We start from the raw sequence: 23,161 nt of genomic DNA, 5'->3' as shown, positions 1-23,161 counted from the left end.
TACATAAGGACATGCATAGGGATTAAGAGCGCAAGCAGAGACCATTCAGAACCCAAACCATGCAAAGCATGGCAAGAGCAGGTGCCACTGGCGCACATCCACACTAACGCACATCGGGCGGGGGGGCGGCAGTAGCCCGCAACACATTCAAAGCAATGGCCCCTAAAACCAGCACCGCAGCACCCAAAATCACCCACAGCAAGATGCGCTGATTCCACCACTTTTGTCGCAGACCTGGGCCTTGCAATGTTTGTGCAGACCCCTGAACTGCCAGCACTTGTGCCTCGGGCAAGCGGTTTTCCATGCCCGCTTGGTAACCCGGCATCACGGTACTCAACGGCAAACGCATCGGTTGCACGCCATCAGCACCGCCAAGCAGCTGAAACGGTGCTTCGCCAGTTGCCACAAAAACCACTTGCATGGGGCTATAGTCCAGCGCTACTTGGATTGGATTGTTTGCAAGCGTGTAGCCATTGGCAGGTTCAATACGCAGCTGTGACCCCAAGGCTGCATGCAACGGCAATGAAGGGTTGCTTTGGCTTGCCATACTGGCAAAAGCAGGCCCGGTAGGGTCAACATTCGTATCGGCGAGCTGGTACACCACCGTGTCTGCCACCCAGCGCCAAGGCGTGTTTTCGCTATTGCGGGTGAGTATGCGCACGGGCAAGAGTGTGTTGGCCCCTACCGCTTGCAAACGGAGAGCCTGAACTGCATGGCGCGAAGGCAAGCTCCACTGCATGAAATCCTCGGCTTGTTTGCTGGGTGTACCCAATGGCCATGTTTGAGGCGGCAATGGCGCCACGGCAGGCTCAAACTCCAGCTCGATCAAGGCCTCAGCAAGGCTAGCGCCATTGTCCCAACTCAGCCGCAGATATTGCCCTTGCAGTTGCAAAGGCGTCTCCAAGCGAATGCGCGAATTGACCGGCCCGTTCTCGTCAAACTGGAACAGGGGCTGCGCCTGCGCAACAAGGTGCCAATTTTTCAGATCATGGCTGCTCATAACGCTCACTTGCAGCAAGGTATTGCGGGGGAAGTCGCCGCGGATGGAAAGGCTGCGCACCGCACCACTGACCTCCCGCGTGTCGTAGAGCAAACCACGCAAAGCTTGCGCTTCTTGCGCCTGTGCCGAAGCAGGAGAAGAAGCCCCTGCAAGCTCCACCATGCGCTCACCATCACGTTCAATAATGCGTAAAGCAGGCGTTTGCTGGGCCAATGCCGCAGGGGCGTACAAGGGATAACCTTTGAACACTTTCGCAGGAGCCGGTGTTGGAACTTGGCCCGTTTTCTCCTCCACAAACGCAAACGGCAGCATCGCTCCGCTGCCATTGACCACACGCAAATCATCGCCCTGATCGGAGTGCAACCCTGCCAACACAGCCACTGGCACGCTAGCGCGCACCATGGAAGCGTGTGCGGGCATCACCAATTCTGCAGACCATGCGAACCGGCTTGCGGGTTGTGCCTGCGCAGGCAGCGACACGCTCAGCACGCTGCTGCACGCCAGCCCTACGCAAATAACAGCGCCGCGCCCCCATGTTCGGGCATCCCATCTAGTTATCCCCATACCGCTCATGATGACTCCTTACCCTGAGCCACAACCGCTGTGCGGGCAGCAGGCATGGGGGCGAAGTAACCAATCGCCACCATCAACGCTCCCACTGCAATGAACGCCACAATGCGTTCACCCCCGCCGCTGTTGGCTAAATCAACCAATAGCATTTTGACCACCGTCAACCCCAACAGCCCAGCACCTACTTGCCACAGCACACGCTGCGCCCGACGCCGCGCCAAAACCATGGTCATTAAAGCCAATACCGTCCACAAAACAGAATAACCAGCTTGCACCACAAACGATTGGGCTAACGTATCGGCCCGCCAAGGTACCGCAAAGAAATGGTGGGCCACGCGCAACCAAACGGTATTGACCACCACAAACCCCAGCACAGCAATGACAGCCCAACCCATGCGTGACTTCCATGCCGACTCAGCGTCAATCCAATCAGCCTGCTCTACGCGCAACCGCCACAGCACCAATGCACCCAAACCCAGAAGTGCTGCCAAATCAATCGGATTGAGCAGCGGCACATAAGGCAAAGGTTGCACATCGCCACGCACCAAACAGGCCAGTGCCAGCGTACTCAAGCCCACCAGCGCAGCCACGCCTGCGCCTGCATGCAGCAGATAATCACGTCGAAAGCGATTCAATGGCCAACCCGCTGACTTGGCATTCTGAGAACGCTGCGCCCTCCACCACACTGCGCGACTGAGCAGCAACAGCACGGCAATGGCGCTGACCACTCCCACCACTGCGTACCAATCCGAGCGCCACAATCGCGCCCAATCGACCAACGCAGCCAGAGTGCGCCCCGCTAAGAGAAGCGCCAAACCGACATTCGCGGTATGCACCACGCGCCAGTACAACAGTGGCGCGCTGCGATCTGCGCGGTACAGCACAACCAAATAGCCCATAGCAACCACACTCCACAAGAGCACCTCCCGCCATCCCCAGGAAGCCTCAACCACGGCCAGCAAAATACCAAAGCCGACTACGGGGAACGCAGCATACGCAGGCAAACGGGCTCCGCGCCATGCGAAGCGCTGTGCAGCCCATTGCGCCAGCAACACCAGCGCCACAAACCCCAATATGCGTACGGCATGCAGCATGCCTAGACCGAACAAAGGTCGACTGCCATACTGCAATTGAGCCCAAAGTCCCTGCCAAGCCCATCCAAAGCCGACCACAAACAGCACCACACTGACAACAGCGTTGGCGTGTTGCTCCCTTGAGGCTTGTGCCTTGCCTGAACCAAAGCGCCAAGGGTCGCTGCGTGTCCACCACGAAATAGCCAATGCACCACCAGCGAGTAAAAGGGATGAGAGAAAATCTGCATTAGCAAATGGCCACGACACAGGCTGGTCCAACAGCCCATAAGTCAGCCCGTAATAACGCCTATCCAAGACATGGAGCATCATGGCCCCTGCTACCGCCTGCATGAGGACACCAAATGCACACCCCCAACGGCTGTTTTGCTGGCGTGACAACCAATAAATGCCTGCCCCTTCTAACGCCCAGACTGCCGCGGTCACCTGCGGCTCAACGGCCAGAGGGACAGCCAAGGTCACCAGCAGCAGCCCAATGGCTGCGTAACTGCGACCCAACCAATGCGCAGCCTCAGACGCACGTTTGTGCAGCCCCCATGCCAGCCCGATATACAAAGCCCCCGCAATGATCGAGGACCAAGCGGCCCCATACGCGGTATCGCGCACCAGCTCAATTTGCAAAGCCAGCGCCGCCACAGGCAAGCCAAAGACGAGCGACGCATCGACTTTGTGCGCACGCGCAGCGCTATGGCGCAAGGCATATAGCAAGCCAACAACCAAATAAATCACAAAAAAAGCCAGCAAAAAAGGTTGTGTACTCGCATACAACTGCGGCGTGTACCGCAGCACGCCCCAGGCCGATGCCACACCAAAAGTCGCCAAAAAGCCCAGCAGATGAACGGCTCGCCATGGGCGCAAATATGCCAAGCCCGCTATCGCCATATTCAACAGCAGGTAGTACGAAAACAGCGCCACATGGTTACCAGAGCCATCCGACAGCAATACCGGAGCTGCAAAAGCACCGGCAAAGCCGACAAAAGCCATGGCCTGTGCATGGCGTTGCAATGCAATCACATTGGAAAGCACACACACAGCAACCATCAACGCCAATGCCGCTGATGATGGCAACAAACCATACAGCTTGAAAGCCGCAAAAATGGCCAAATAGAGGATGGCAACACCCAAGCCCTGCAGCAAGATGCCATAGTGGAAACGGTAACTCGTGTCACCTGAATCGCCATCCAAAACGCCTGCATTGGCGAATCTCTCCTTAGCCATCCGTGCGCCCTGCACCAACAAGCCAATCCCCACTATGGCAATGCCTGCCAGACGTGCCTCCGGCGGAAACATACTGTTGTCTGCGGCCCATTTCGCCAAAAAGGCCAGACCAATAAACAACATCAGCCCTCCCACCTTGGCCACGGTATTGCCACCGGTAAGCCAATCACGCACCTTGCTGAAGGCGCGCTCTACCCACGAAGGCGAGCTATAAAGAGAGGGGGCAAATTCGGCAGTGGAATCTGCAGAATGTGGGCTTGCTGTGCTTTGCCCTGCAATGGCGTCTGGTTTCGCTACAGGAGCGAAAGGATTGGCGGCTACTGGCTGTGCCGAGCGGGCAAGGGGAGCTGCCGCAGCCGCTTGATGCCAAGAAGCAGGATCTTGCTCTTGCCTCACTGGTGTGGAAGCCACTGTGGAAACAGACAACACGCCAGCAGTAATAGCTGCAGAGTCTGCTGCACCACCAACACTTCTATCTTCGCTTCGCCGATCTCTGCGCGAGGCTTCTTCCTCAACGGGATCTCGGGCTGCATCCAACACAACCTGTGCTTGCGCACGCGTACTCGTTTGCAGGTCTTTCTGCAGGCGCGCAAACTCCTTGCGAACACTGCGACGTAACGTCAACCCTGCCAGCATGCCGACAACACTGCCAATCAGCGGACTGGAAAGCTCCCAGCCATACCCTATCAGCCACCCGATGAACGCGCCCCAAATTGCTCCCCATATCACCATAGTCAGTCCCTCCTCCTGCAACCGTGAATGGCTGCACCATAACTGCGCATCATAGTGGCGCGCCACGCCTTCGCTGAAGTCGCATTTTTCGATACCACAGGTGCCTTTGGCGTGCGCGGCTGAACCCACCATGGTGCACAGCGCGTCGATCGAATGTGGGTTCCATTCCAGATTTGCCCTCCAGTGTTGTCTTAAAATCACGGCATGCCTTCCACGCCAATGCCCCCTACCAACCTCACAGGCCATCTGCTCATTGCAACACCAGGCCTTGAAGACGATTTGTTTGGTGGCAGTGTGGTGTACTTGTGTGAGCACAACGACAAAGGTGCGTTGGGGTTGATTGTCAACAAAACCACCGACTTGAATGTCCGGCACCTGTTCTCAAGATTGGAGCTGAGCCTGGCCCGCAATGATCTGGCCGACTTGCCCGTGTTGATGGGCGGCCCAGTGCACCAAGATCGCGGCTTTGTGTTGCACGAGGCGCCATTGCACGAAGAAGGCAAGCGCTATGCATCGACTCTGCCCATCATCCAAGGCTTGGCCATGACTTCCTCCAAAGATGTCATTGACGATCTCAGCCACGGCGCTGGCCCGCGTAAAGCGTTGATGGCGCTTGGCTGTTCCTCTTGGGACGAAGGCCAGCTCGAAAGTGAATTGGCTGCCAACGCATGGCTGACTGTACAAGCCGATGCAGATTGGCTGTTCAACCTCCACCCCAACCAACGCTATGCCAAAGCGTTCGAACTACTGGGTGTTGACCCACTGCGCTTGGTTGCCACGGCTGGCCATGCATAAAGCCGACTCCACCAATTTCCGTGCTGCACTGCCTTGCTGCTGCCCTAAGGCAATGCCATGACCAGCAATACTTCTTTTGCAGAAACCATCGGCCTGCCAATGCCATGCACCAGCGTACCGGCCCATATGGGAACTTTTCTCGCATTTGATTACGGCACCAAACGCACTGGCGTCGCCTTTGGCACGCGCATGCTGGCCTCTGCCAATGGCGTCGGCCTGATTGCCGCACAAGGCAAAGCGCAGTTCCCACTGGCGCAGCAGTACATTGCGCAGTGGCAACCCGACGCACTGGTAGTAGGCATCCCCTTCCATCCCGATGGGGCCGAACACGAGAACACGCTTCGCGCACGAAAATTCATGCGCAGCCTGCATGGTCGTTTCAATCTGCCCATTTTTGGGGTCGATGAGCGCTACAGCACCACCGAGGCGTTGGCCGATGGTGCCAACGAGAGCCAAGTCGATGCGCAATCTGCCGCTATCATCCTCACTCAGTTTTTAAGGAGCCTGCCATGACGGACATCTCTTCCTCCGGCGTTTTAGCGCTCGATGCCGAAAGCCTCTACAACGACCTGCGCACCGGTGTTTCGCGCTTGCTGGATAAAGACACCAAGCTTGCAGGCATCACCTCTGGTGGCGTGTGGCTGGTTGAGCGACTCATCCAAGACCTCAACCTGCCCCAAAGCGTGAATACGCTGTCGTCTTCAATGCACCGCGATGATTTTGCGCAGCGGGGCCTTACTGCCAGCGCGCAAACCACGCTGGACTTCGACGTCAATGGCGCCGACATTCTGGTGCTTGACGATGTGCTGCACACCGGCCGTACCATCCGTGCTGTGCTCAACGAACTTTTTGATTACGGACGCCCTGCCCGCGTTCGACTGGCTGTGCTGGTTGACCGTGCCGGACGCCAGCTTCCTATCGAAGCGACCTACGCAGCCGCTCGCCTGTCCCTGCCCGCCAGCCAGAAATTGGCCCTGGCCCGCCAAGACAACAGCGGTTTGCACTTTGCCATTGAACAAGCGTAAAACACCACCATGCTGGCCCGCCACAACCCTCAGCTCAACAAACACGGTGAATTGATTCACCTGCTCTCCACCGAAGGCCTCTCGCGCGAGATCCTCACCCACATCCTTGACACCGCCAGCACGTTTGTGTCGGTCAGTGACCGTGAAGTGAAAAAAGTCCCCCTATTGCGGGGCAAAAGTGTTTTCAACCTGTTCTTTGAAAACAGCACACGCACACGCACGACGTTTGATATTGCAGCCAAGCGCTTGTCTGCCGACGTATTTACGCTAGACATCACACGCTCATCCACCGCAAAAGGTGAAACCCTGCTGGATACCGTGGCCAACCTGTCCGCCATGGCAGCAGACATCTTCGTTGTGCGCCACAGTGAGTCAGGCGCCCCATACCTGATTGCCCAGCATGTGGCTCCTCACGTGCACGTGGTCAACGCAGGCGACGGCCGCCACGCCCACCCTACACAGGGCTTGCTGGATATGTACACCATCCGCCACTACAAAAAGGATTTCACCAATCTGTCAGTGGCGATTGTGGGCGATGTCCTGCACTCACGCGTAGCGCGCTCTGACATCCATGCGCTGACCACGCTGGGTTGCCCTGACGTGCGCGTGGTGGGTCCTCGTACCTTGGCGCCAGAGAGTTTCTCTGCGATGGGCGCTCGTGTATTCCACAACCTGGAAGAAGGCATTAAAGATGCCGACGTCATCATCATGCTGCGCTTGCAGAATGAGCGCATGAGTGGCGCCCTGCTGCCCTCCAGCCAAGAGTATTTCCACAACTTTGGCCTGACCCAGGAGAAATTGCGCTGGGCCAAGCCTGATGCCATCGTCATGCATCCAGGTCCCATCAACCGCGGTGTGGAAATTGACTCTGACGTCGCAGACGGCAAGCAAAGCGTGATCCTGCCGCAAGTGACATTCGGGATTGCAGTGCGTATGGCTGCCATGTCCATCGTGGCAGGCAATGAGGCATAAATTCCCGCCCAGCGCGCAAGCGTCTTATCCGCACCAGAACGGCCCTTTACAGGGTCGTTTTTCTTTCAAGCCCCATCTTGTTCAGATACGAATTCATTGCTTGTGGAAGAAAGGTGGTTGCAGGGGGCAAAGCACTGTCATGAAAACGATCGCGATGGCGCACCCGCAGTTGCTCTACGACGTCCGCAACTCGGCATAAGCAACGGTCGATTGTGCTGCGGTCCACACCATACTGCTGTGCCAGTTCTTGCTTGGTGGCGCCTAACACCGTATGGGCAATGTAAACCTCGCGTGTGCGCTGCGGAAATGTTTGCAGAACCGCTTGAACGCGGCCAAGCAACTCACGACTGCTGGCACAGTCTGCAGCATCTGGCGCCAGTTCAGGTACGCGCTGCACATCAAACAAGGCGCCATCTAACTGCATACGACGCTGTTCACTGCGCCAAAAGTCCTTCAGCAAGTTGTGTGCTGAGCCAAAAATATAGGCCTCTTGGTTTTTCAGCATATTCCCTTGTTTGGCTTTTTCGTACATATGCAGCCAGAGTTGCTGCGTCAGATCCACCGCATCATCGATGTTGCCTGTCTTGGCTTCGAAAAACCGCCTCAACTTGGGGTACATCTGCTCAAAACATACTGAAATCGCCTCGAGTTCGGTTGCGACCGCACCGTCGTGTTTCTGCTCATTCACAAGCCCACTGCTCCGCTAGGGATTCATTGCTCGCAACCCTCTTGCACTTCAGCTGTGCCTAGGTACAAGCATGCAAAGCCTTTCATTGCATGGGGGGTCATCTGAGAAAAGACAAAACAAAAATAGGACTTGAGGACATGCTCGCGCCTCGGTATTTTTACTAATACTTAACAATTCTAAATCAGAATAATTTCCATTACAGAGATATACCGATGTTACGGACTCTCTTTACAGAGAAACAAAACGTAAACAGCACCGCATTTCAAAGGATTCGTTCGTCTTTATGAATGCATCATTCTTAGAACGTGTTTACGTTCTTACAAGCGAGCCAAAAGAGTCGCCATGCAGTGACGAATCAGAGAAAGTGTTGACCACGCCTATCTGCATTCCTTTTTTCTGTCCATCACAACATCTTGCCGTCTGTACGCTACACCTGACACTGCAGCAGGACAACGTTCAGGCCGATTGCCTAAGCACCATGGTTCATCACAACACAAAACTTAAATACACATCAGTCTCACTTGCCTCTTTATTTTTAATGGGTGCATTCACAAATGCCCTTGCGCAGGCAAGCGATGCCCACTACAACCTGCCAGCGCAACACATTGAGCGCACATTGGATGCCATCACCACGCAATCCCACGTACCCATGCAGCTTGCAACCCCCTTGGAGTCCACGCACCAAGCACCTGCAATCAATGGGACATTAAGCGCGCTGGAGGCGGTGCGTGCAGCACTGGCAGGTTCAAATCTAGAAGCCATTGAACACAACGGCAGCATCGTGATTCAAGCCAAACCACGCGCGCCACAATCCCAAGCCGAGGCAGGAGCCCTACCGGAAGTTGTGGTCACTGCGCAAGGTCTAGGCGGTGCCAATGAACAAGGCCTTGTAGCCACCCGCGCAGTTGGTGCAACGAAAACAGATACCGCACTCGTTGAAACCCCCGTCTCCATCTCAGTGGTCACGCGTGAGCAAATGGACCAGATGGGTGCCCAATCCGTGCAGGATTCACTGAGTTATCTGGCAGGCGTGGATATTGGCACGAACGGAACGGACTCACGTGTAGACGAAATCTGGGTGCGCGGCTTCCGCACAGGCAGCTTCGCCAACAATTTGTACTTGGATGGCCTGCGCCCACCAGGAAGCAGCAGCGGCGCATCGGCCCTATCAACCCGTTTTGACAGCTACGGCGTCGAACGTGTCGAAGTCGTACGCGGCCCTATCTCAACCTTGTACGGGCAAGTGGCCCCCGGTGGGGTGGTCAATATGCGCAGTAAACGCCCTCCTGAAACCACCCAACGCCAAGTTGGCTTGCAGACAGACAACTGGGGTTTGATTCGCGCCAATATGGATTTTGGTGGGCCGCTGAACGAGGACAAAACCTTGTTGTACCGCTTGGTCAGCTCGGCCTCGCATACAGGCACACAGGTTGACCATGTCGATCTCAATCGCATCTTCGTCAACCCCAGTTTGACTTGGCAGCCCTCTGCACGCACCTCTTTAACGGTGCTGGGCAATTACCAGCAAGACCGTGGCGGCGCCACTTACCAGTTCCTGCCATCGGCCGGTATTGCCACTGCCTCACCTTATGGAACAGTGCCCACGAGCCGATTCTTGGGTGAACCGGACTACAACCGCTACGACCGTAACCAGACTGCGCTGGGGTATTCGTTTGAGCAGTTTTTTGGTGACGCTGGCGTATTGCGACAGAACGTGCGCTACATCAAAGTGGACATGATCAGCGATGGCGCTGGCCGTCGCACGTTGGGCGCCGATGGGCGAACTATGACCGGCACGGCCAGCTCCAACAAAAATAAAAGCGATGGCATCAGCATTGACACTAACGTTGCCTACACCATTGAGACAGGACCTTTCGTGCAATCTTTGCTCGCCGGGTTCGACTACCAAAAAACCGATATCCATCTTGATTCTGCCAGCGGCACAGTAGGCCCGATTGACTTGTTTGAACCTGTCTATGGGCAGCCTGTTGTGATTGGAGAGCGCAAGCCTAGTCAGGAAACAGGGCGCTACCAACACGGCCTCTACTTGCAGGACCAACTGTTCTGGGAAAAATGGACATTGACAGCCGGTTTGCGCCACGACTGGGCGAAAGACAAAGTAGTCAACCTCACTCGCAACACCCGCACAGACAACCGCAACGAAGCCACGACTGGACGCGTTGGGGTCACCTACCTGTTTGACAATGGCGTCGCGCCATTTGCCAACTACTCCACCTCGTTCCAGCCTTCATCTGGCGAGGATTACTTTGGCAAGCGTTTTGACCCGGTCTTGGGCAAACAAGCCGAAATGGGCGTGAAATACCAGCCAGCGGGGTCATCCAACCTGATTACGGCTTCGGTGTATGAAATCACGCAGAGCAACATCTCTACCCCTGACCCTGATCCAGAACACCTGTGCAATGGTGGTCAGTGCTATGTGCAAACAGGGGAAGGCCGCGTTCGCGGGCTGGAACTTGAGGGTGTGTACGCAGTAACACCAACCGTGACAACGTCTGGCTCGTTCACCTACCAAAACACCAAGGTGACCGAAAGCAACAGCACCGACCTTGGCAAGCGTTTGGCCCGAGTGCCTGACCAGATCATCACCTTGCGTGGTGACTGGCGCGCTGCACCTGGCTTAAGCCTTGGTTTGGGCGCGCGCTACACCGGTTCAAGCTATGGCAACACCACCAACACGTGGAAAAACGATTCGAAAACCATCTGGGATGCATCGCTGCGTTACGACTTAGGTCAACTGGATGCCCAATGGAAAGGTATGAAGTTCAGCCTCAATGCGGCCAATCTGTTTGACAAAGTCACTGTGGCCTGTACTGGCGCATCATCATGCTTCTATGGTGCTCGCCGGACTGTATCTGCCAACCTCACATACGATTGGTAAACCAACAATGACTGCACATTCACTGATAAAGCGTCGCGCAGCGTTGCTGGGCTTGGCCTCACTCAGCCTTGCAGGTGTCGCCACATCCCAAACCTCAGTAGCACCGCGAACAAGCCAGGACGGCGAGCAACCCCGCTCTGGCGGGCGCGGCGCGGATGCCCCAGAAAAAAACACCACAAGCAATGCCGGTGGTGGGCCTCGCGGCAACCAACAACCGGCAGAAACCATTAGCCATGCGCAAGTGCAATCCTTCCCGCTGGGAAGCTCTGGTAAAGGGGAGCCATGGCAAATACATTTGGCGCTGCCGCGTGGCCCGGTCCCCAAAGAAGGGGCAGCAGCCTTATACCTACTCGATGGCAATGCCACCTTCCCGCTTGCATGGCACGCGATAGAACGCCTCAAGCAGGCTCAGCCCGAGCTCGCTGCCGAACTGGATGCCTTGGTACTGGTTGGAATTGGATATCCCTCTGGCCTGCGCATTGACACACCACGCCGCTACCAAGACTTCACCAGCTACACTGCCGAAGAATTTCGCCGCGCACGCGGCGCAGAATTGGAAACCGGCGGCCGCGATCAATTTCGCACATTCATCGGTCAAGAGCTACGCCATGCCGTAGGGCAAAAAACACCATTGAATCCGCAAGCACAGAGCTTGCTGGGCCATTCTATGGGCGGCCAATTTGCTATGCACATGCTCTACCGGGAACCTCAACGGTTCCAGAATTTCATTGCCGGCGACCCCTCATTCTGGTGGAACGGTGGATCACTATTGGAAGAACAAGCGGCGTTCATTGCAGGCGTCTGCGCAGCAGGAGGTCGTCTGTCCCCTGGCAAGCGCTTGCTGACTGAAAATTCAGGAACACCATCGCCCAATCGCCCAAACCCAACCATCGCCTTGGCGAAGCTGGAGGGACTGTCCATTTGGCATCGCCAACAAGCACAAGCCTCACACGGCTCAATGCTCGGTCCCCTCGTTGAGGATGGTGTGCTATTCGCCTTGGGCCGCTTGCCTGCAACAGCCCAACAGCGCCAAACCAGCCCTGCAACGGTGTAGAACACCATGCACGTCTATTGCAAACCATGAACCAACAGTCCACCCCTTTCCCACTGAACGGCTTGCGTCGGCGTGAGGTGCTGTGCAGTCTTGCTGCCTTAGGGACCTTGCCTTTGGCAACAGCAGCACAAGCGCAAACCACGTCGGCAAGCGCACAAACAGCGGCTGCGCCCACATCCAGCACACCACCATCACCACGCCGCAACTATGCAGGGGGCGCTCCCGAGCAGATCGACGACCCACGCGTGAGCCACTTTGACTTGCGCAGTAGCCAAGCTGATGAGCCCGCATGGCGCATCTACCTGGCCAAACCTGCTGCGCCAGCACCCCAATCGGGCTACCGCGCGCTGTTTCTGCTCGATGGCAATGCGACTTTTCCCATGGCATGGCATGCACTAGAGCGTTTACGGCAAGGCCAAGGCCCCGCCGCAGAACGCGCAGCCCAAACGGTATTGGTCGGCCTGGGTTACCCTGCAGATGTGCGTTTTGATGTGCAGCGCCGTTTCTACGATTACACACCGCAAACGGACCCCGCCACCATGGGCGGAAGAGGCAGCACCCGCACAGGTGGGCAAGACGTGTTTCTGGATTTTGTTGCGCACGATGTACGCAGTGCTATTGCCAAGCAATTGCCGCTGGACCAGCTGCAGCAAGGCTTGTACGGCCATTCTTTAGGTGGCTTGCTGTGCTTGTATGCTTTGTACACACGCCCGGCTTTGTTCCGAACCTGGATTGCTGCCGATCCTTCTATCTGGTGGAATGCGGGTTCATTGCTGCGCCACGAAGCTGCCTTTCTCTCAACCTTGCAACTTGCAGGCAACAAGCTCACTGATCCCATGAAAGTGCTCATTGAGCGCTCTTCCAGCAAACCCCGCGCACGCGATGCGCAAACCCAAACCAGCAACACCACACCGAACACCGCAGCACCAATCAATGCCAGCAATGGCTCTGCCCACACAGCCAATACGCGCTTGAATAACGCAAACGTCAACAGCACCAACGCAAGTGGCCGCGCCAGCGTGCCCGCCAGCCAAGCACTAGACACTGGTAAAGCACTGGCACGCATTCAAGGCATGCAGGTGTTCTACCACCAATTTGAAGATGAATCACACCCCTCGATGATGCAACCGTCCATCAACGATGCCGTGGGCTTTTTTCTGGGAAACACCCCCAGCCACCTGCAGTCGCTCTAAGCACATGTTGAATACAGTAGGTGTGCACGCAGCAATCGAGCCATTCCCTTGCGGAATAGGTGCACACGCAATGATTGTTTGCCAAGCGCCTTCCTGCGCCCTAGCATCTGGCCGGTAATTCAACCAGTTTGCGCATGCACGATGGTGTGTGCGCTTGTTTGCCATGACGCACTTCACTACATCTGCCCATTCTCAAAGCGCTGGCCGCGTGCTCGTCGATGCACTGGCGCTACACGGTGTTGACCGTGTGTTCTGCATTCCCGGCGAAAGCTATCTGGAAGTGCTGGACGCGCTGTATGACGAAAAAGGCATTGAGGTAGTGGTGACCAAGCACGAAGGAGCAGCAGCCAACATGGCCGAAGCCGATGGCAAGCTCACCGGCAAGCCAGGTATCTGCATGGTCACACGCGGCCCAGGCGCAACCCATGCCAGCATTGGTGTACACATCGCCCAGCAAGACTCCACGCCGATGATCTTATTCATCGGGCAAATAGCACGCGAACACAAAGGCCGTGATGTCTTCCAGGAAATGGATTACCAAGCCGTCTTTGGCCCGTTTGCCAAACTGGTGATTGAAGTAGACCATGCCGACCGCATGGCCGAATTGATAGCCCGGGCCTTTCATACAGCGGTATCGGGCAGACCCGGCCCTGTCGTGGTGGCCCTGCCCGAAGACATGCTGGAGGTGACTACCCACGTGGCAGCCTGCAAGGCAACAGCCATTGAGCCGACGGCAGTTGCAGCCCCCACTGCTGAGGCAGTCTGCCAACTGCTACTGCAAGCCCGCAAGCCACTGGTCATTGCAGGCGGAAGCCAGTGGGATGCCGCGGCCAGCGCGCAACTGCAGCGTTTTGCACAAACCTGGAATGTGCCCGTGGCCAGTTCATTCAGGCGCCAGGATGCGCTGGATAACAACCACCCCAACTATGTGGGGCACCTGAGTCTGGGCATGAGCGCCAGTGTGCGCAATATGGTGGAAGAAGCAGATTTAATCTTGGTCCTGGGCGCACGACTGACCGATACCGCCACGGCCGATTACGACATGCTGCAGGTGCCACGTCCAGCGCAAAAGCTGGTGCACTGCCACGTCGATGTGCACGAACTCGGCCGCGTATTCCAGTCCGATCTGGCCATTGCCGCGCCACCATTGCCCCTGCTGCAAGCCTTGTTGGACGCGCCAGTGACCAGCAGCAGTATCGCTGCGGCATCGCAACACTGGAGCGAATGGACCGCACATGGCCGCGCAGGTTTTGACGTATTCACCAGTCGCCCGGCCGTTGCTTTGCCCGTCAACGGAGTGGACTTGCGCGAAGTTATGCTGCATGCCAGCCAAGCCTTACCCGCCAACACCATCATGACCAATGGTGCAGGCAACTACGCCGTGTGGCTGCACCGCTACTACCGTTACCGCCAAGCCAAAACCGAATTGGCCCCCATTTGCGGAGCCATGGGCTATGGCCTGCCTGCAGCGATTGCGGCTTCTTTGCGCCACCCGCAACGCACGGTGGTGTGTGCAGCGGGTGACGGCTGCTTCATGATGTACCCACAAGAATTGGCCACAGCAGCCGAGTTTGGTGCCAAGCTGATTGTGCTGTTGGTCAACAATGGTATGTACGGCACCATCCGCATGCACCAGGCCAAACGTTATCCCGGTCGTGTCAGTGCCACGCGCCTCAAAGGGCCAGATTACTGCGCTCTTGCACGCTCATTTGGTGCCTACGCCGAACAAGTCACCCGAACAGAAGATTTTCCAGCCGCATTGGCACGGGCACAGCAACACGGCGGCATTGCCGTGTTGGAACTGATGACAGATCCAATGCAGATCACACCAGACATGCGCTTGTCTACATCGGATCTTTGATCGGCGCACCGGCACGAAAGTGCCACGCCTGAGGCTTCACACCGCCGTGAACTGCAGTGCCTGCTCTTGCAGCCACGCCCTGAAGGTTTGCAGCGGTGGGAAATGCGCACGCCGTGCAGGCCATACCAAGTAATAAGCGCCCACACTTTGCAGCGCAGGCAAGTTCGGGACTGCGCACACCAGTTCGCCCTGCTGCAATTCCCGCTCAATCAGAAATTGCGGCAACAGCGCCACGCCCACACCAGCCACTGCGGCTTGCGCCAAGGTGGCAAACTGGTCAAAGTGCGCCCCAGCAATAGCAGGCAGCTCCATGCCTTTGCTTGCGAACCAACGCTGCCAAGCATGGGCCCGCGAAGCCAAGTGCAGCAAAGGCACCTCCACAAGGTCAGGCACGCGACCAATGGCATGGCGTTGCAGAAATGCCGGGCTGCATGCGGGCACCACGGTTTCGTGCATTAAAAAAGCACTTTCGGCATTCGGCCAGTCGGCCTGCCCAAAATGAATTGCGGCATCTTGCATATCCAGTTGGAAATCAAACTTGGCCAAGCGGGTGCTCAAGTTCAAGGTGATTCCTGGGTGCTTCTGAAAAAAATCAGGCAACCGTGGCGCAAGCCAACGTGTGCCAAAAGTCGGCAAAATCGCCAAATTCAGCGCGCCCCCTTGCGGATTGGTCTTGCAAGCCAGCGTTGCACTGGTAATGCGTGCCAGCGCCTCGCGCACCTCTTGCGCATAAACCTGCCCTATCCCGCTGAGTTTGACGGTCTGGCGCTCACGAATAAAGAGAGCCGTCCCCACAAAATCTTCCAGTGCACGCACTTGCCTGCTGACCGCACTTTGCGTCAGATGCAACTCGGCAGCGGCAGCCGTAAAACTCAACAGCCGAGCCACCGCTTCAAAAGCGATCAGCAAGGAAGTGGGGGGAAGGTCTCTGCGGGCGAACATAGGTCCGCATTGTGCGCGAACGCTGTCTTCTGTGTGCGGCATAGTCCACATAACCTTGACTCAAAGGCAGTACGGATCAGATACAACATGCATTGTCAAAAGCGCCAATTCCAGCGCCGCAATGGCCAACAGCGGTTGCGCGCAATGGATTGGTCGATTGCAGCAACGCCAATCCACATGCAATTCCAATCCCGTTGCCATGCAACCGCACTGGCGTTTTTCACGAGCATTTTTCACAATTGCTTTGCAAGCGCACATCGCAATCGCGAACTGCCGCTTACAGTACCCGCCCCGGGTTGAGCAGGTTATCGGGGTCCAGCGCTGCCTTGATGCGATGCATCAGCTGCAAAGCCACGGGTGATTTGTAATGCGGCAGTTTGTCACGTTTGAGCGTGCCGATGCCGTGCTCAGCCGAGATCGACCCGCCATGGCGCAGCACCGCTTGGTAAACCACATCTCCAATGGCGCCTTCAAACTGCGCCACAAAAGCCGCGGCATCGCCCCCCTCAGGCGCCTGGGTGTTGTAATGCAAGTTGCCATCGCCCAAATGGCCAAAATTCACCAAGCGGATACCAGGCACCAGCGCGCGCAAGGCCTCATCGGTTTCCTCTACAAACGCGGGGATGCGTGAGACGGGCAAGGAAATATCGTGTTTGACGTTCACGCCCTCAGCCGCTTGGGCCAGCGTAATGCTCTCACGGATATGCCAAAGGTCATGTGCCTGCTTGAGGTTCTCCGCAATGATGGCATCGGCCACCATCTCCTGTTCCATGGCCTCTTCCAGCAACCGCTCAAACAGCGTTCGCGCATGGGATTCTGATTCACTGTCCGAGGCTTCGAGCAACACACAGAATGGACTGTCTTGCCACATCGGCACCCGCAGGTGCGGGTAATGCGAATCCACCAACGCCAAAGCTTGCTGGTTCATCACCTCAAACCCCGTCAGGGCTGATGCCAGATGCTGGTGTGCCAAGGCCAACAAGGCACTGGCTGCTTCCAGCGTGGGCACCGCCGTCCATGCAGTCAATTGCGCTGCAGGCTTGGGGTACATGCGCATGGTCGCTGCCGTAATGATGCCCAAGGTGCCCTCGCTGCCAATGAACAGGTTGCGCAAGTCGTAACCGGTGTTGTCCTTGCGCAGGCCCTGCAAGCCTTCCCACACTTGGCCATCAGCAGTCACCACCTCCAACCCCAAGCACAAGTCCCGCGTATTGCCATAGCGCACAACCTGCGTGCCGCCCGCATTGGTTGCCAGGTTGCCGCCAATGGTGCAACTGCCTTCTGCCCCGAGACTCAGGGGAAACAAAAAACCAGCCTCATCGACTTGTTTTTGCAGGCTTTGCAGCACCACGCCCGCATCGACGGTGATGGTCATATTGTGCGCATCGATTGCACGCACTGCCTGCATGCGGCGCAAACTCAGCAGCACTTGCTGGCCTGTGTCCTGCGGGATGGAGCCCTCAACTAAGCCCGTATTGCCGCCTTGCGGAACAATGGAAACTCCCGCTTGCGCGCAGACTTTGACGACCTGCGACACTTCTTCAGTGCTGCCTGGGCGCACCACACACAAGGCTTGGCCATGGGTGCGTTGGCGCCAATCGGTCACGTATTGCGCGGTGGCATCACCCAGCAATACGTGGGCCTCCCCGACGATGCGCTGCAGAGCAGCAATCAATGGCGTTTGCATCACAATCTCAATGCTTATGAAGGTCTATAGGTTGGTATAAGAGCGTGTTGGCACAAACATGTGCCCTCACGCAACCACAGTGCGTTAGCACCATGCTTAGAACGTGTTTACGATTTTTTTGGGGTCGCGCAAGACGCAAAAAAGAGGCAGCACAAGGCGTGCGGCGCAGCTCAGACTGTTGGTCTAGCAAGACGAGCAATGCAGCAATGCACTTTTTTGCACCTTGCCCTTCGGGTTACAGCCCAAAAGGCGCCCTGAAGCTTGAAAAGCTTCGCCGGGCAACAAGCCCGCCTGCGGTTTCTCAAGCTCCGGTGCATCTTTTTGGGATGTAACGCGATCCCCAAAAAGATCGTAAAACGTTCTTACATCTTTTCTACGCCTGCGCGTTCAATGACCGTGTTCCAGCGCTTGTATTCTTCTTGCGTGTAGCGTTTGAATTCTTCTGGCCCCATGGCACGAGGTTGGCCGCCCATTTCAGCGACCTTGCTCTTAAAGCCGGGGTCTTGTGCGCACTTGAGAACCGCTGCACTCAGTAGGGCAGTAATCTCTGCAGGTGTACCTTTAGGCGCCAGCACTCCATTCCAGGTTCCGGTCACGAACTGGTCGTAACCACTTTCAATCATGGTTGGAACATCGGGCAGCAGAGGAACACGTTCTTCAGAAGCCACCGCCAATGCCTTGAGCTTTCCAGAAGTCACAAAAGGCAAGGCAGGGGTGATGTTCTCAAAAATGAAGTCCAACTGCCCACCCATCAAATCGGCCAATGCGGGGGCGCTGCCACGATAGGGTACATGCAGCAAATTCAGGCCTGCAGCCGTGCCAAACATTTCTGCAGACAAATGGATGGTTGAGCCACTGCCGGGTGTGCCGTAACTGAGGCCGTCTTTATGGTTCTTGCCAAACTGCACAAACTCTTGCACCGTTTTGGCAGGTACGCGCTCTTCGTTGACCACCAAAATATTCGGAATGTAGGCCACCAAACCCAGGTACTCGTAATCGTCAAGGTTCTTCTCGCTCAGGCTTTTGTAGAGGCTTTGGTTGATGGCCTGAGTCCCCGCCGTACCAAACAACAGGGTGTAGCCATCTTTGGCTGCAGAGGCCACACGGCTGGCACCAATTGAGCCATTGGCACCGGAGATGTTTTCCACCACCACAGGCTGCCCCAGTTCTTCAGACAGGGATTGACCCAAGATGCGTGCAATCAAATCGGTGTTACCGCCTGGTGCAAAAGGCACCACCAAACGGATCGCTTTGTTCGGGTACGTGTCCGCAGCCCAAGCGGACAAGGGCGCCACACTGGCGGCCACGCCAAGCGCGGCAATGGAATGAAGAAAAGCTTTGCGGGTGAGCTGGAACTTGGACATGGTTGTCTCCTTTTTGGGGTTACACACGGGTGGGGTCTATTGGTATGGGTCTTGCGCTATAAAAAGCTTGTGCTGGCACGTGGCCTGCCCAGCTTGCCGATGTTCTTGCTGCTGTTGGCTTGCATTAATGCGCCGGCGCTACCACCAGCGCCATCAATGCCTGGAGCACGGCGTCGACAGAGCGCTCCTGCGCCTGGGCATACAAGGCCAATTCATCCAACGTTGTGCCGCCCAAGTCGCGCTCAAACACTTGCCGGGCCGCATTGGCTTGGTACTGGCGCTGTTCTTGTCCGCCCAAGTTGGACTGAAAAATACCGGCGGCACTCACCGGCAAGAAGTCTTCATACGTAATCGGGTGGGCCTGCACCCAACCCCGCGCGACCAGCACATTCAGTGCAGGCTCTGGCGCTTGCAGCAGCGCCAAGGCTTCTGCAGCCTGTGCCTGGCCAGCCGCCGTCAATGCGTAGCGGTAGTAGGCCAGACCTTGTTCGCGCATGGCAGTATGGTCGTCGGGAAATTGCTCAAACGTGCGCGCCAGACGCTGCACATAATCGGGTGCAGCGCTGCCTGCGTTCTCCATGCTGCGCACCTGAGCCAACAGTTGGTCGTACAGCGCACGGCCTTTGGGCGTGAGCGCCACGCCACGTTGCTCAATCTCACCAAAACGGGCTGTGTGCGAACCGGTATGGTCGGTAAAACGCACGGTTTCCTCCAGTGCTTTGAAACTGGTTTGGCGCAGCAAAATCGGGCATTGGCGACGTGGCGGGCCTTCCACCACGTCTTTGGCATTAATGCCTCGCGCAGGCATGGCCGCTTGTATGGCATCAATGTCCAAGGTTCGCGGCGTCAAATGGTTGATGTGCGGCCCTTTGAAGCACACTACATCAGCCACCAAGCGGTGTGACTGCTGCAGACTTTCATACGTCGAAAAATCTACCGTGGCATCGCTGTGCCAGCGGAATGTCTCCAGCGCCTCCTGCACAAAAGCATCGGCTTGTGCGTGCGTCAAACCACCTGCAGCTTCACACTGTTCGATCAAGGCCAGCGCCTTGGGCGTGAAAATCTGACGCTGGGCCACAATATCTGCGGCCTTGGCACGCAGGGCCTCGTCAGCAATCAACTCCAAACGCAGCAACGAGGTGAAGACCCGAAAAGGGTTCTTGTGCAAGGCCTCATCGGTCACCGGGCGAAAGGCCGTGGCGTGCACCGGCACCCCGGCCACAGACAAGTCGTAATAACCCACAGCGTGCATGCCCATCACGGCAAACAAACGGCGCATCGTGCCAAGTTCTTGCGCAGTGCCCAGTCGAATGGCACCGTGACGCTCCAAATTCAAGCGCGCCAACTCACCTGTACGCTCCATGTCTTGCTGCACAGCAGGTTGCGCCTGCAAAACCTGTGCATTCACCTCGCCCACCAAATCCAGCAAGGTGCCGTATTGCGGTACTTCGTCGCGGTACATATCCGACATAGCGCGTGAGAAGCGCGTGCGCACCTCATCGGGCGAGACAAAAGAGCCTGAAACATCGTGGGCGTGGGTAGCGGCCATAGTGGGGGTGTTCATTGGAGAAAGACAAGCAAACAGCGCCATGCATACGTTGTGCGTCAAGCCACCGCCATGCATGAACAGAGCGCCGATACTAGGAGCCACGCCCAGACCTAGCAAACAATAAATTGAACATCACCCATTCCGAGATGGAATAGATCCGCACAAACCCTAGGCCTCTGCCATGCAGTGCGCCACATGCTGTGCAAAGGCGGCAGTACAGGCAGGCAATACCCGCTGCGGCAGCGCCAACAGCGCGACAGTGCCTGCATGCAAGCGGCGCTCCTGAATAGGCACCCACTGCAAACCCGGTGGCGCCTCATCACCTACCCGCGTTTGAAATCCTATTGCCTGCGAGTGGCGCAAATAACCGAACATCAACTCAAAGGCATTGGCCTGCAGCACCACATTGGGATGCAAACCTGTAGCAGAAACCACGCGATCCAAAATGGCGCGGCCAGCCAAGGAAGCGTCGGGCATCACCACGGGATAGGCAAAACACTCTTTCAACCCCACCGATGCGCGTTGTGCCAGCGGGTGCCCTTGCGCCATCACGGCGCAGGTGCGTGCTGGCATTTTGGCCAACACATCCAAGCCGTGGCGCACCGGCGGGTTAAAGACCATGCCGACATCCGCCTCGAACCCCTGCAAGGCTTCGATGGCCAGCGCATGATCGAGCACCTTGACCTCAAAATCTACCTTGGGGTGGCTGCGTTGGAACTGCCCCATCAGCCGGGGCAAAAAGGAAGGCGCCAAGGCTTGGCTGATGGCCAGCTTGACGGTTCCGCGTTGCAAGCCTTTGAGTGCCTGCATCTGTGCCAGCACCCCCTCCAAATCTGCCTGCCTGCGCCGCGCATAGGCCACAAACAGCTCACCCTCAGTGGTCAAACGCACACCACGAGGCAGGCGCTCGAACAGGCAAACGCCTAATTCATCCTCGATATCCTGAATCCGACGGTTCACCGCTGAGGCGGCCACATGCAGCCGCTCCGCGGCACCACGAAATGAACCGCAACGCGCCACGGCATCGACATACTGTAAAAAACGAAGATGTTGCATGGCAAATGAGCAAGCAATCGCCATGCCATCTCGTTGCCAAAACGGCAACACGTTGTGCATCAAAAAGTATTCGAATGGCACCAATCTGGCACAGGCATTGCTGCGTTTGCAGCATCTGTTTTGAAGACTGGAATGACCATGCACCACATTGATGCTTTTCGAATTGCTTGCAGTGGCCCGGGTGACACCTCGGGCTTAGAAAACCTCCTGCGCTCTGGCGCCATCGTGGCCGAGGACATTGTGGCCGTCATGGGCAAGACCGAAGGCAATGGCTGCGTCAACGACTTCACCCGCGAGTACGCCACCCGCGCCTTGGCCCAATGCCTCGCCACATGGCTGCGCTGCACACCCGCCGATGTCGAGCAACGTGTGGCTTTTGTGATGTCCGGCGGCACCGAAGGGGTACTGTCCCCGCACTGGACGGTCTTCACCCGCAAACCGGCACAACCACGCGCGCCCGGCATGGGCAAGCGCATGAGCATCGGTATTGCCTTTACCCGCGACTTCTTCCCTGAAGAAATTGGCCGCATGGCCCAAGTGCTCGCCACCCAGGAGGCTGTTGCACAAGCGATGCACGACGGCGGCATTACCGCGCTGGAGGATGTGCACTTTGTACAGATCAAATGTCCGTTGCTGACCTCGGCAAAAATCGCCGATGCGCAAGCGCGTGGCGCCAGCGTGGTTACACACGACACGTATGAATCCATGGCGTATTCACGCGGAGCATCGTCTTTAGGGGTGGCGCTGGCCACTCAGGAAGTACCCGTCACTGCCGTGGATGACGAAGCGATTTTGCAGCGCTGGGACTTGTTTTCCGCCGTCGCCTCTGCCTCTTCTGGCATTGAGATCGACCACAACGTGGTCATCGTGTTGGGCATGAGTGAGCGGGCCAGCAGCAACTTGGCCATTGCGCATGCTGTCATGGTCGATGCCATCGATGCCAAAGCCATACAAAGCGCGATTGCGGCCCTGCCAAGCACTGCTGGCCAGTTGGACTGTATCGTCAACGTGTTTGCCAAAACCGAAGCCAGCCCGGACGGTTTGGTCAGGGGCCAACGCCACACCATGCTGGTCGATTCCGATATCCACTCCACCCGCCATGCCCGCGCCGTCACCGGTGCGGTGGTGGCCTCTATCGCTGGCCACGGCATGGTGTATGTCTCAGGCGGTGCCGAACACCAAGGCCCTGCAGGCGGTGGGCCAGTGGCCGTGGTGGCAAGGCTCACATCCGAAGGAGATGCCGCATGACTTCCCCAGCCACATTGGCCTACGTGCAAGCGGCTGCAGCCTTGCTGGCGCTGCCCTTATCAGAGGAACGCGCCCACGCCGTCGCGGAGCATTTCGAACGCACTGCCGCAATGGCGCGCTTGCTGGAGCAAGCGGCCGCACTGGGTGCCCACGATGAGCCAGCCGCCATTTACTGCCCTGCCCCATTTCCTGCGAAGGACTGCTGATGCCCACAACC

At 57.1% G+C, this 23,161-nt stretch carries 18 protein-coding genes; 10 read left to right on the top strand and 8 right to left on the bottom strand.

Annotation, left to right across the window (positions count from 1 at the left end):
* Positions 1-103: 103 nt before the first annotated feature.
* Complete coding sequence (locus E9531_RS13165; protein ID WP_158291787.1) at positions 104-1,564, bottom strand: DUF3999 family protein; 1,461 nt, start codon at positions 1,562-1,564, stop codon at positions 104-106.
* Positions 1,565-1,569: 5 nt separating this feature from the next.
* Positions 1,570-4,611, bottom strand: coding sequence for a DUF2339 domain-containing protein (locus tag E9531_RS13160; RefSeq protein ID WP_158291786.1), 3,042 nt, complete (start codon positions 4,609-4,611; stop codon positions 1,570-1,572).
* 204 nt (positions 4,612-4,815) lie between these two features.
* Between E9531_RS13160 and E9531_RS13155 the strand changes: the two genes are divergently transcribed.
* The 4 genes from E9531_RS13155 to E9531_RS13140 are packed head-to-tail and all read left to right on the top strand — an operon-like array spanning position 4,816 to position 7,403.
* Positions 4,816-5,406: a YqgE/AlgH family protein gene (locus E9531_RS13155; RefSeq protein ID WP_136574229.1), complete on the top strand. Its 591-nt coding sequence runs from the start codon at positions 4,816-4,818 to the stop codon at positions 5,404-5,406.
* Between the two features lie 57 nt (positions 5,407-5,463).
* Entirely contained in the window at positions 5,464-5,919 is a 456-nt protein-coding gene (gene ruvX / locus E9531_RS13150; RefSeq protein ID WP_244610108.1) for a Holliday junction resolvase RuvX, read from the top strand.
* Positions 5,916-6,431 (top strand): bifunctional pyr operon transcriptional regulator/uracil phosphoribosyltransferase PyrR, encoded by a 516-nt coding sequence (gene pyrR / locus E9531_RS13145; protein WP_136574228.1) that lies wholly within the window; start codon positions 5,916-5,918, stop codon positions 6,429-6,431. The genes ruvX and pyrR overlap by 4 nt, the downstream gene beginning before the upstream one ends.
* 9 nt (positions 6,432-6,440) lie before the next feature.
* On the top strand, positions 6,441-7,403 hold the full coding sequence (locus tag E9531_RS13140; RefSeq protein WP_136574227.1) for an aspartate carbamoyltransferase catalytic subunit: 963 nt from the start codon (positions 6,441-6,443) through the stop codon (positions 7,401-7,403).
* A gap of 46 nt (positions 7,404-7,449) precedes the next feature.
* Here E9531_RS13140 and E9531_RS13135 read toward each other — a convergent pair whose 3' ends face one another.
* Positions 7,450-8,091 (bottom strand): RNA polymerase sigma factor, encoded by a 642-nt coding sequence (locus E9531_RS13135; protein ID WP_136574226.1) that lies wholly within the window; start codon positions 8,089-8,091, stop codon positions 7,450-7,452.
* Positions 8,092-8,629: 538 nt separating this feature from the next.
* Here E9531_RS13135 and E9531_RS13130 point away from each other — a divergent pair.
* From E9531_RS13130 to E9531_RS13115, 4 genes are all read left to right on the top strand, one after another.
* Positions 8,630-10,990, top strand: a complete 2,361-nt coding sequence (locus E9531_RS13130) for a TonB-dependent siderophore receptor (protein ID WP_158291785.1) — start codon at positions 8,630-8,632, stop codon at positions 10,988-10,990.
* 7 nt (positions 10,991-10,997) lie between these two features.
* Complete coding sequence (locus E9531_RS13125; protein WP_158291784.1) at positions 10,998-12,044, top strand: alpha/beta hydrolase; 1,047 nt, start codon at positions 10,998-11,000, stop codon at positions 12,042-12,044.
* A gap of 26 nt (positions 12,045-12,070) precedes the next feature.
* The gene (locus tag E9531_RS13120) at positions 12,071-13,237 is read left to right on the top strand and encodes an alpha/beta hydrolase (RefSeq protein ID WP_136574223.1); all 1,167 of its coding nucleotides are present in this window, start codon (positions 12,071-12,073) and stop codon (positions 13,235-13,237) included.
* A gap of 163 nt (positions 13,238-13,400) precedes the next feature.
* Positions 13,401-15,098 (top strand): thiamine pyrophosphate-binding protein, encoded by a 1,698-nt coding sequence (locus E9531_RS13115; protein ID WP_136574222.1) that lies wholly within the window; start codon positions 13,401-13,403, stop codon positions 15,096-15,098.
* A gap of 36 nt (positions 15,099-15,134) precedes the next feature.
* Here the strand turns inward: E9531_RS13115 and E9531_RS13110 are convergent, their stop codons facing one another.
* From E9531_RS13110 to E9531_RS13090, 5 genes are all read right to left on the bottom strand, one after another.
* On the bottom strand, positions 15,135-16,040 hold the full coding sequence (locus E9531_RS13110; RefSeq protein ID WP_136574221.1) for a LysR family transcriptional regulator: 906 nt from the start codon (positions 16,038-16,040) through the stop codon (positions 15,135-15,137).
* Between the two features lie 277 nt (positions 16,041-16,317).
* The gene (locus E9531_RS13105) at positions 16,318-17,727 is read right to left on the bottom strand and encodes an FAD-binding oxidoreductase (protein ID WP_211343439.1); all 1,410 of its coding nucleotides are present in this window, start codon (positions 17,725-17,727) and stop codon (positions 16,318-16,320) included.
* Between the two features lie 362 nt (positions 17,728-18,089).
* The gene (locus E9531_RS13100; protein ID WP_136574219.1) at positions 18,090-19,091 is read right to left on the bottom strand and encodes a Bug family tripartite tricarboxylate transporter substrate binding protein; all 1,002 of its coding nucleotides are present in this window, start codon (positions 19,089-19,091) and stop codon (positions 18,090-18,092) included.
* 124 nt (positions 19,092-19,215) lie between these two features.
* Positions 19,216-20,640 (bottom strand): 2-oxoadipate dioxygenase/decarboxylase HglS, encoded by a 1,425-nt coding sequence (gene hglS / locus E9531_RS13095; RefSeq protein ID WP_136574253.1) that lies wholly within the window; start codon positions 20,638-20,640, stop codon positions 19,216-19,218.
* A gap of 168 nt (positions 20,641-20,808) precedes the next feature.
* Positions 20,809-21,696, bottom strand: a complete 888-nt coding sequence (locus E9531_RS13090) for a LysR family transcriptional regulator (RefSeq protein WP_158291783.1) — start codon at positions 21,694-21,696, stop codon at positions 20,809-20,811.
* A gap of 138 nt (positions 21,697-21,834) precedes the next feature.
* On the opposite strand from E9531_RS13090, the gene atzD reads away from it, so the two are divergent.
* Positions 21,835-22,944 carry a cyanuric acid amidohydrolase gene (gene atzD, locus E9531_RS13085; RefSeq protein ID WP_136574217.1) on the top strand — a complete coding sequence of 370 codons (1,110 nt, stop codon included), beginning with the start codon at positions 21,835-21,837 and terminating at the stop codon, positions 22,942-22,944.
* The gene (locus tag E9531_RS13080; protein ID WP_136574216.1) at positions 22,941-23,150 is read left to right on the top strand and encodes an AtzG-like protein; all 210 of its coding nucleotides are present in this window, start codon (positions 22,941-22,943) and stop codon (positions 23,148-23,150) included. Before atzD ends, E9531_RS13080 begins: the two co-directional genes overlap by 4 nt.
* Positions 23,151-23,161 lie beyond the last annotated feature (11 nt).

This window comes from Lampropedia puyangensis, from assembly GCF_004833285.1.
GTDB lineage: Bacteria > Pseudomonadota > Gammaproteobacteria > Burkholderiales > Burkholderiaceae_C > Lampropedia > Lampropedia puyangensis.
The sequence above is the reverse complement of the archived record's forward strand: the minus strand, read 5'-3'. Positions and strand labels throughout refer to the sequence as shown.

Bases quoted from the DNA above. Each gene is read 5' to 3' on its own strand.
- E9531_RS13105 (WP_211343439.1), bottom strand. From the start codon at position 17,727: ATGCAAACGCCATTGATTGCTGCTCTGCAGCGCATCGTCGGGGAGGCC.
- E9531_RS13140 (WP_136574227.1), top strand. From the start codon at position 6,441: ATGCTGGCCCGCCACAACCCTCAGCTCAACAAACACGGTGAATTGATT.
- E9531_RS13080 (WP_136574216.1), top strand. From the start codon at position 22,941: ATGACTTCCCCAGCCACATTGGCCTACGTGCAAGCGGCTGCAGCCTTG.
- E9531_RS13155 (WP_136574229.1), top strand. From the start codon at position 4,816: ATGCCTTCCACGCCAATGCCCCCTACCAACCTCACAGGCCATCTGCTC.
- E9531_RS13165 (WP_158291787.1), bottom strand. From the start codon at position 1,564: ATGGGGATAACTAGATGGGATGCCCGAACATGGGGGCGCGGCGCTGTT.
- E9531_RS13115 (WP_136574222.1), top strand. From the start codon at position 13,401: ATGACGCACTTCACTACATCTGCCCATTCTCAAAGCGCTGGCCGCGTG.
- E9531_RS13090 (WP_158291783.1), bottom strand. From the start codon at position 21,696: ATGCAACATCTTCGTTTTTTACAGTATGTCGATGCCGTGGCGCGTTGC.
- E9531_RS13125 (WP_158291784.1), top strand. From the start codon at position 10,998: ATGACTGCACATTCACTGATAAAGCGTCGCGCAGCGTTGCTGGGCTTG.
- atzD (WP_136574217.1), top strand. From the start codon at position 21,835: ATGCACCACATTGATGCTTTTCGAATTGCTTGCAGTGGCCCGGGTGAC.
- E9531_RS13160 (WP_158291786.1), bottom strand. From the start codon at position 4,611: ATGGTGATATGGGGAGCAATTTGGGGCGCGTTCATCGGGTGGCTGATA.
- hglS (WP_136574253.1), bottom strand. From the start codon at position 20,640: ATGGCCGCTACCCACGCCCACGATGTTTCAGGCTCTTTTGTCTCGCCC.
- ruvX (WP_244610108.1), top strand. From the start codon at position 5,464: ATGACCAGCAATACTTCTTTTGCAGAAACCATCGGCCTGCCAATGCCA.
- E9531_RS13130 (WP_158291785.1), top strand. From the start codon at position 8,630: ATGGGTGCATTCACAAATGCCCTTGCGCAGGCAAGCGATGCCCACTAC.
- pyrR (WP_136574228.1), top strand. From the start codon at position 5,916: ATGACGGACATCTCTTCCTCCGGCGTTTTAGCGCTCGATGCCGAAAGC.
- E9531_RS13100 (WP_136574219.1), bottom strand. From the start codon at position 19,091: ATGTCCAAGTTCCAGCTCACCCGCAAAGCTTTTCTTCATTCCATTGCC.
- E9531_RS13110 (WP_136574221.1), bottom strand. From the start codon at position 16,040: ATGTTCGCCCGCAGAGACCTTCCCCCCACTTCCTTGCTGATCGCTTTT.
- E9531_RS13120 (WP_136574223.1), top strand. From the start codon at position 12,071: ATGAACCAACAGTCCACCCCTTTCCCACTGAACGGCTTGCGTCGGCGT.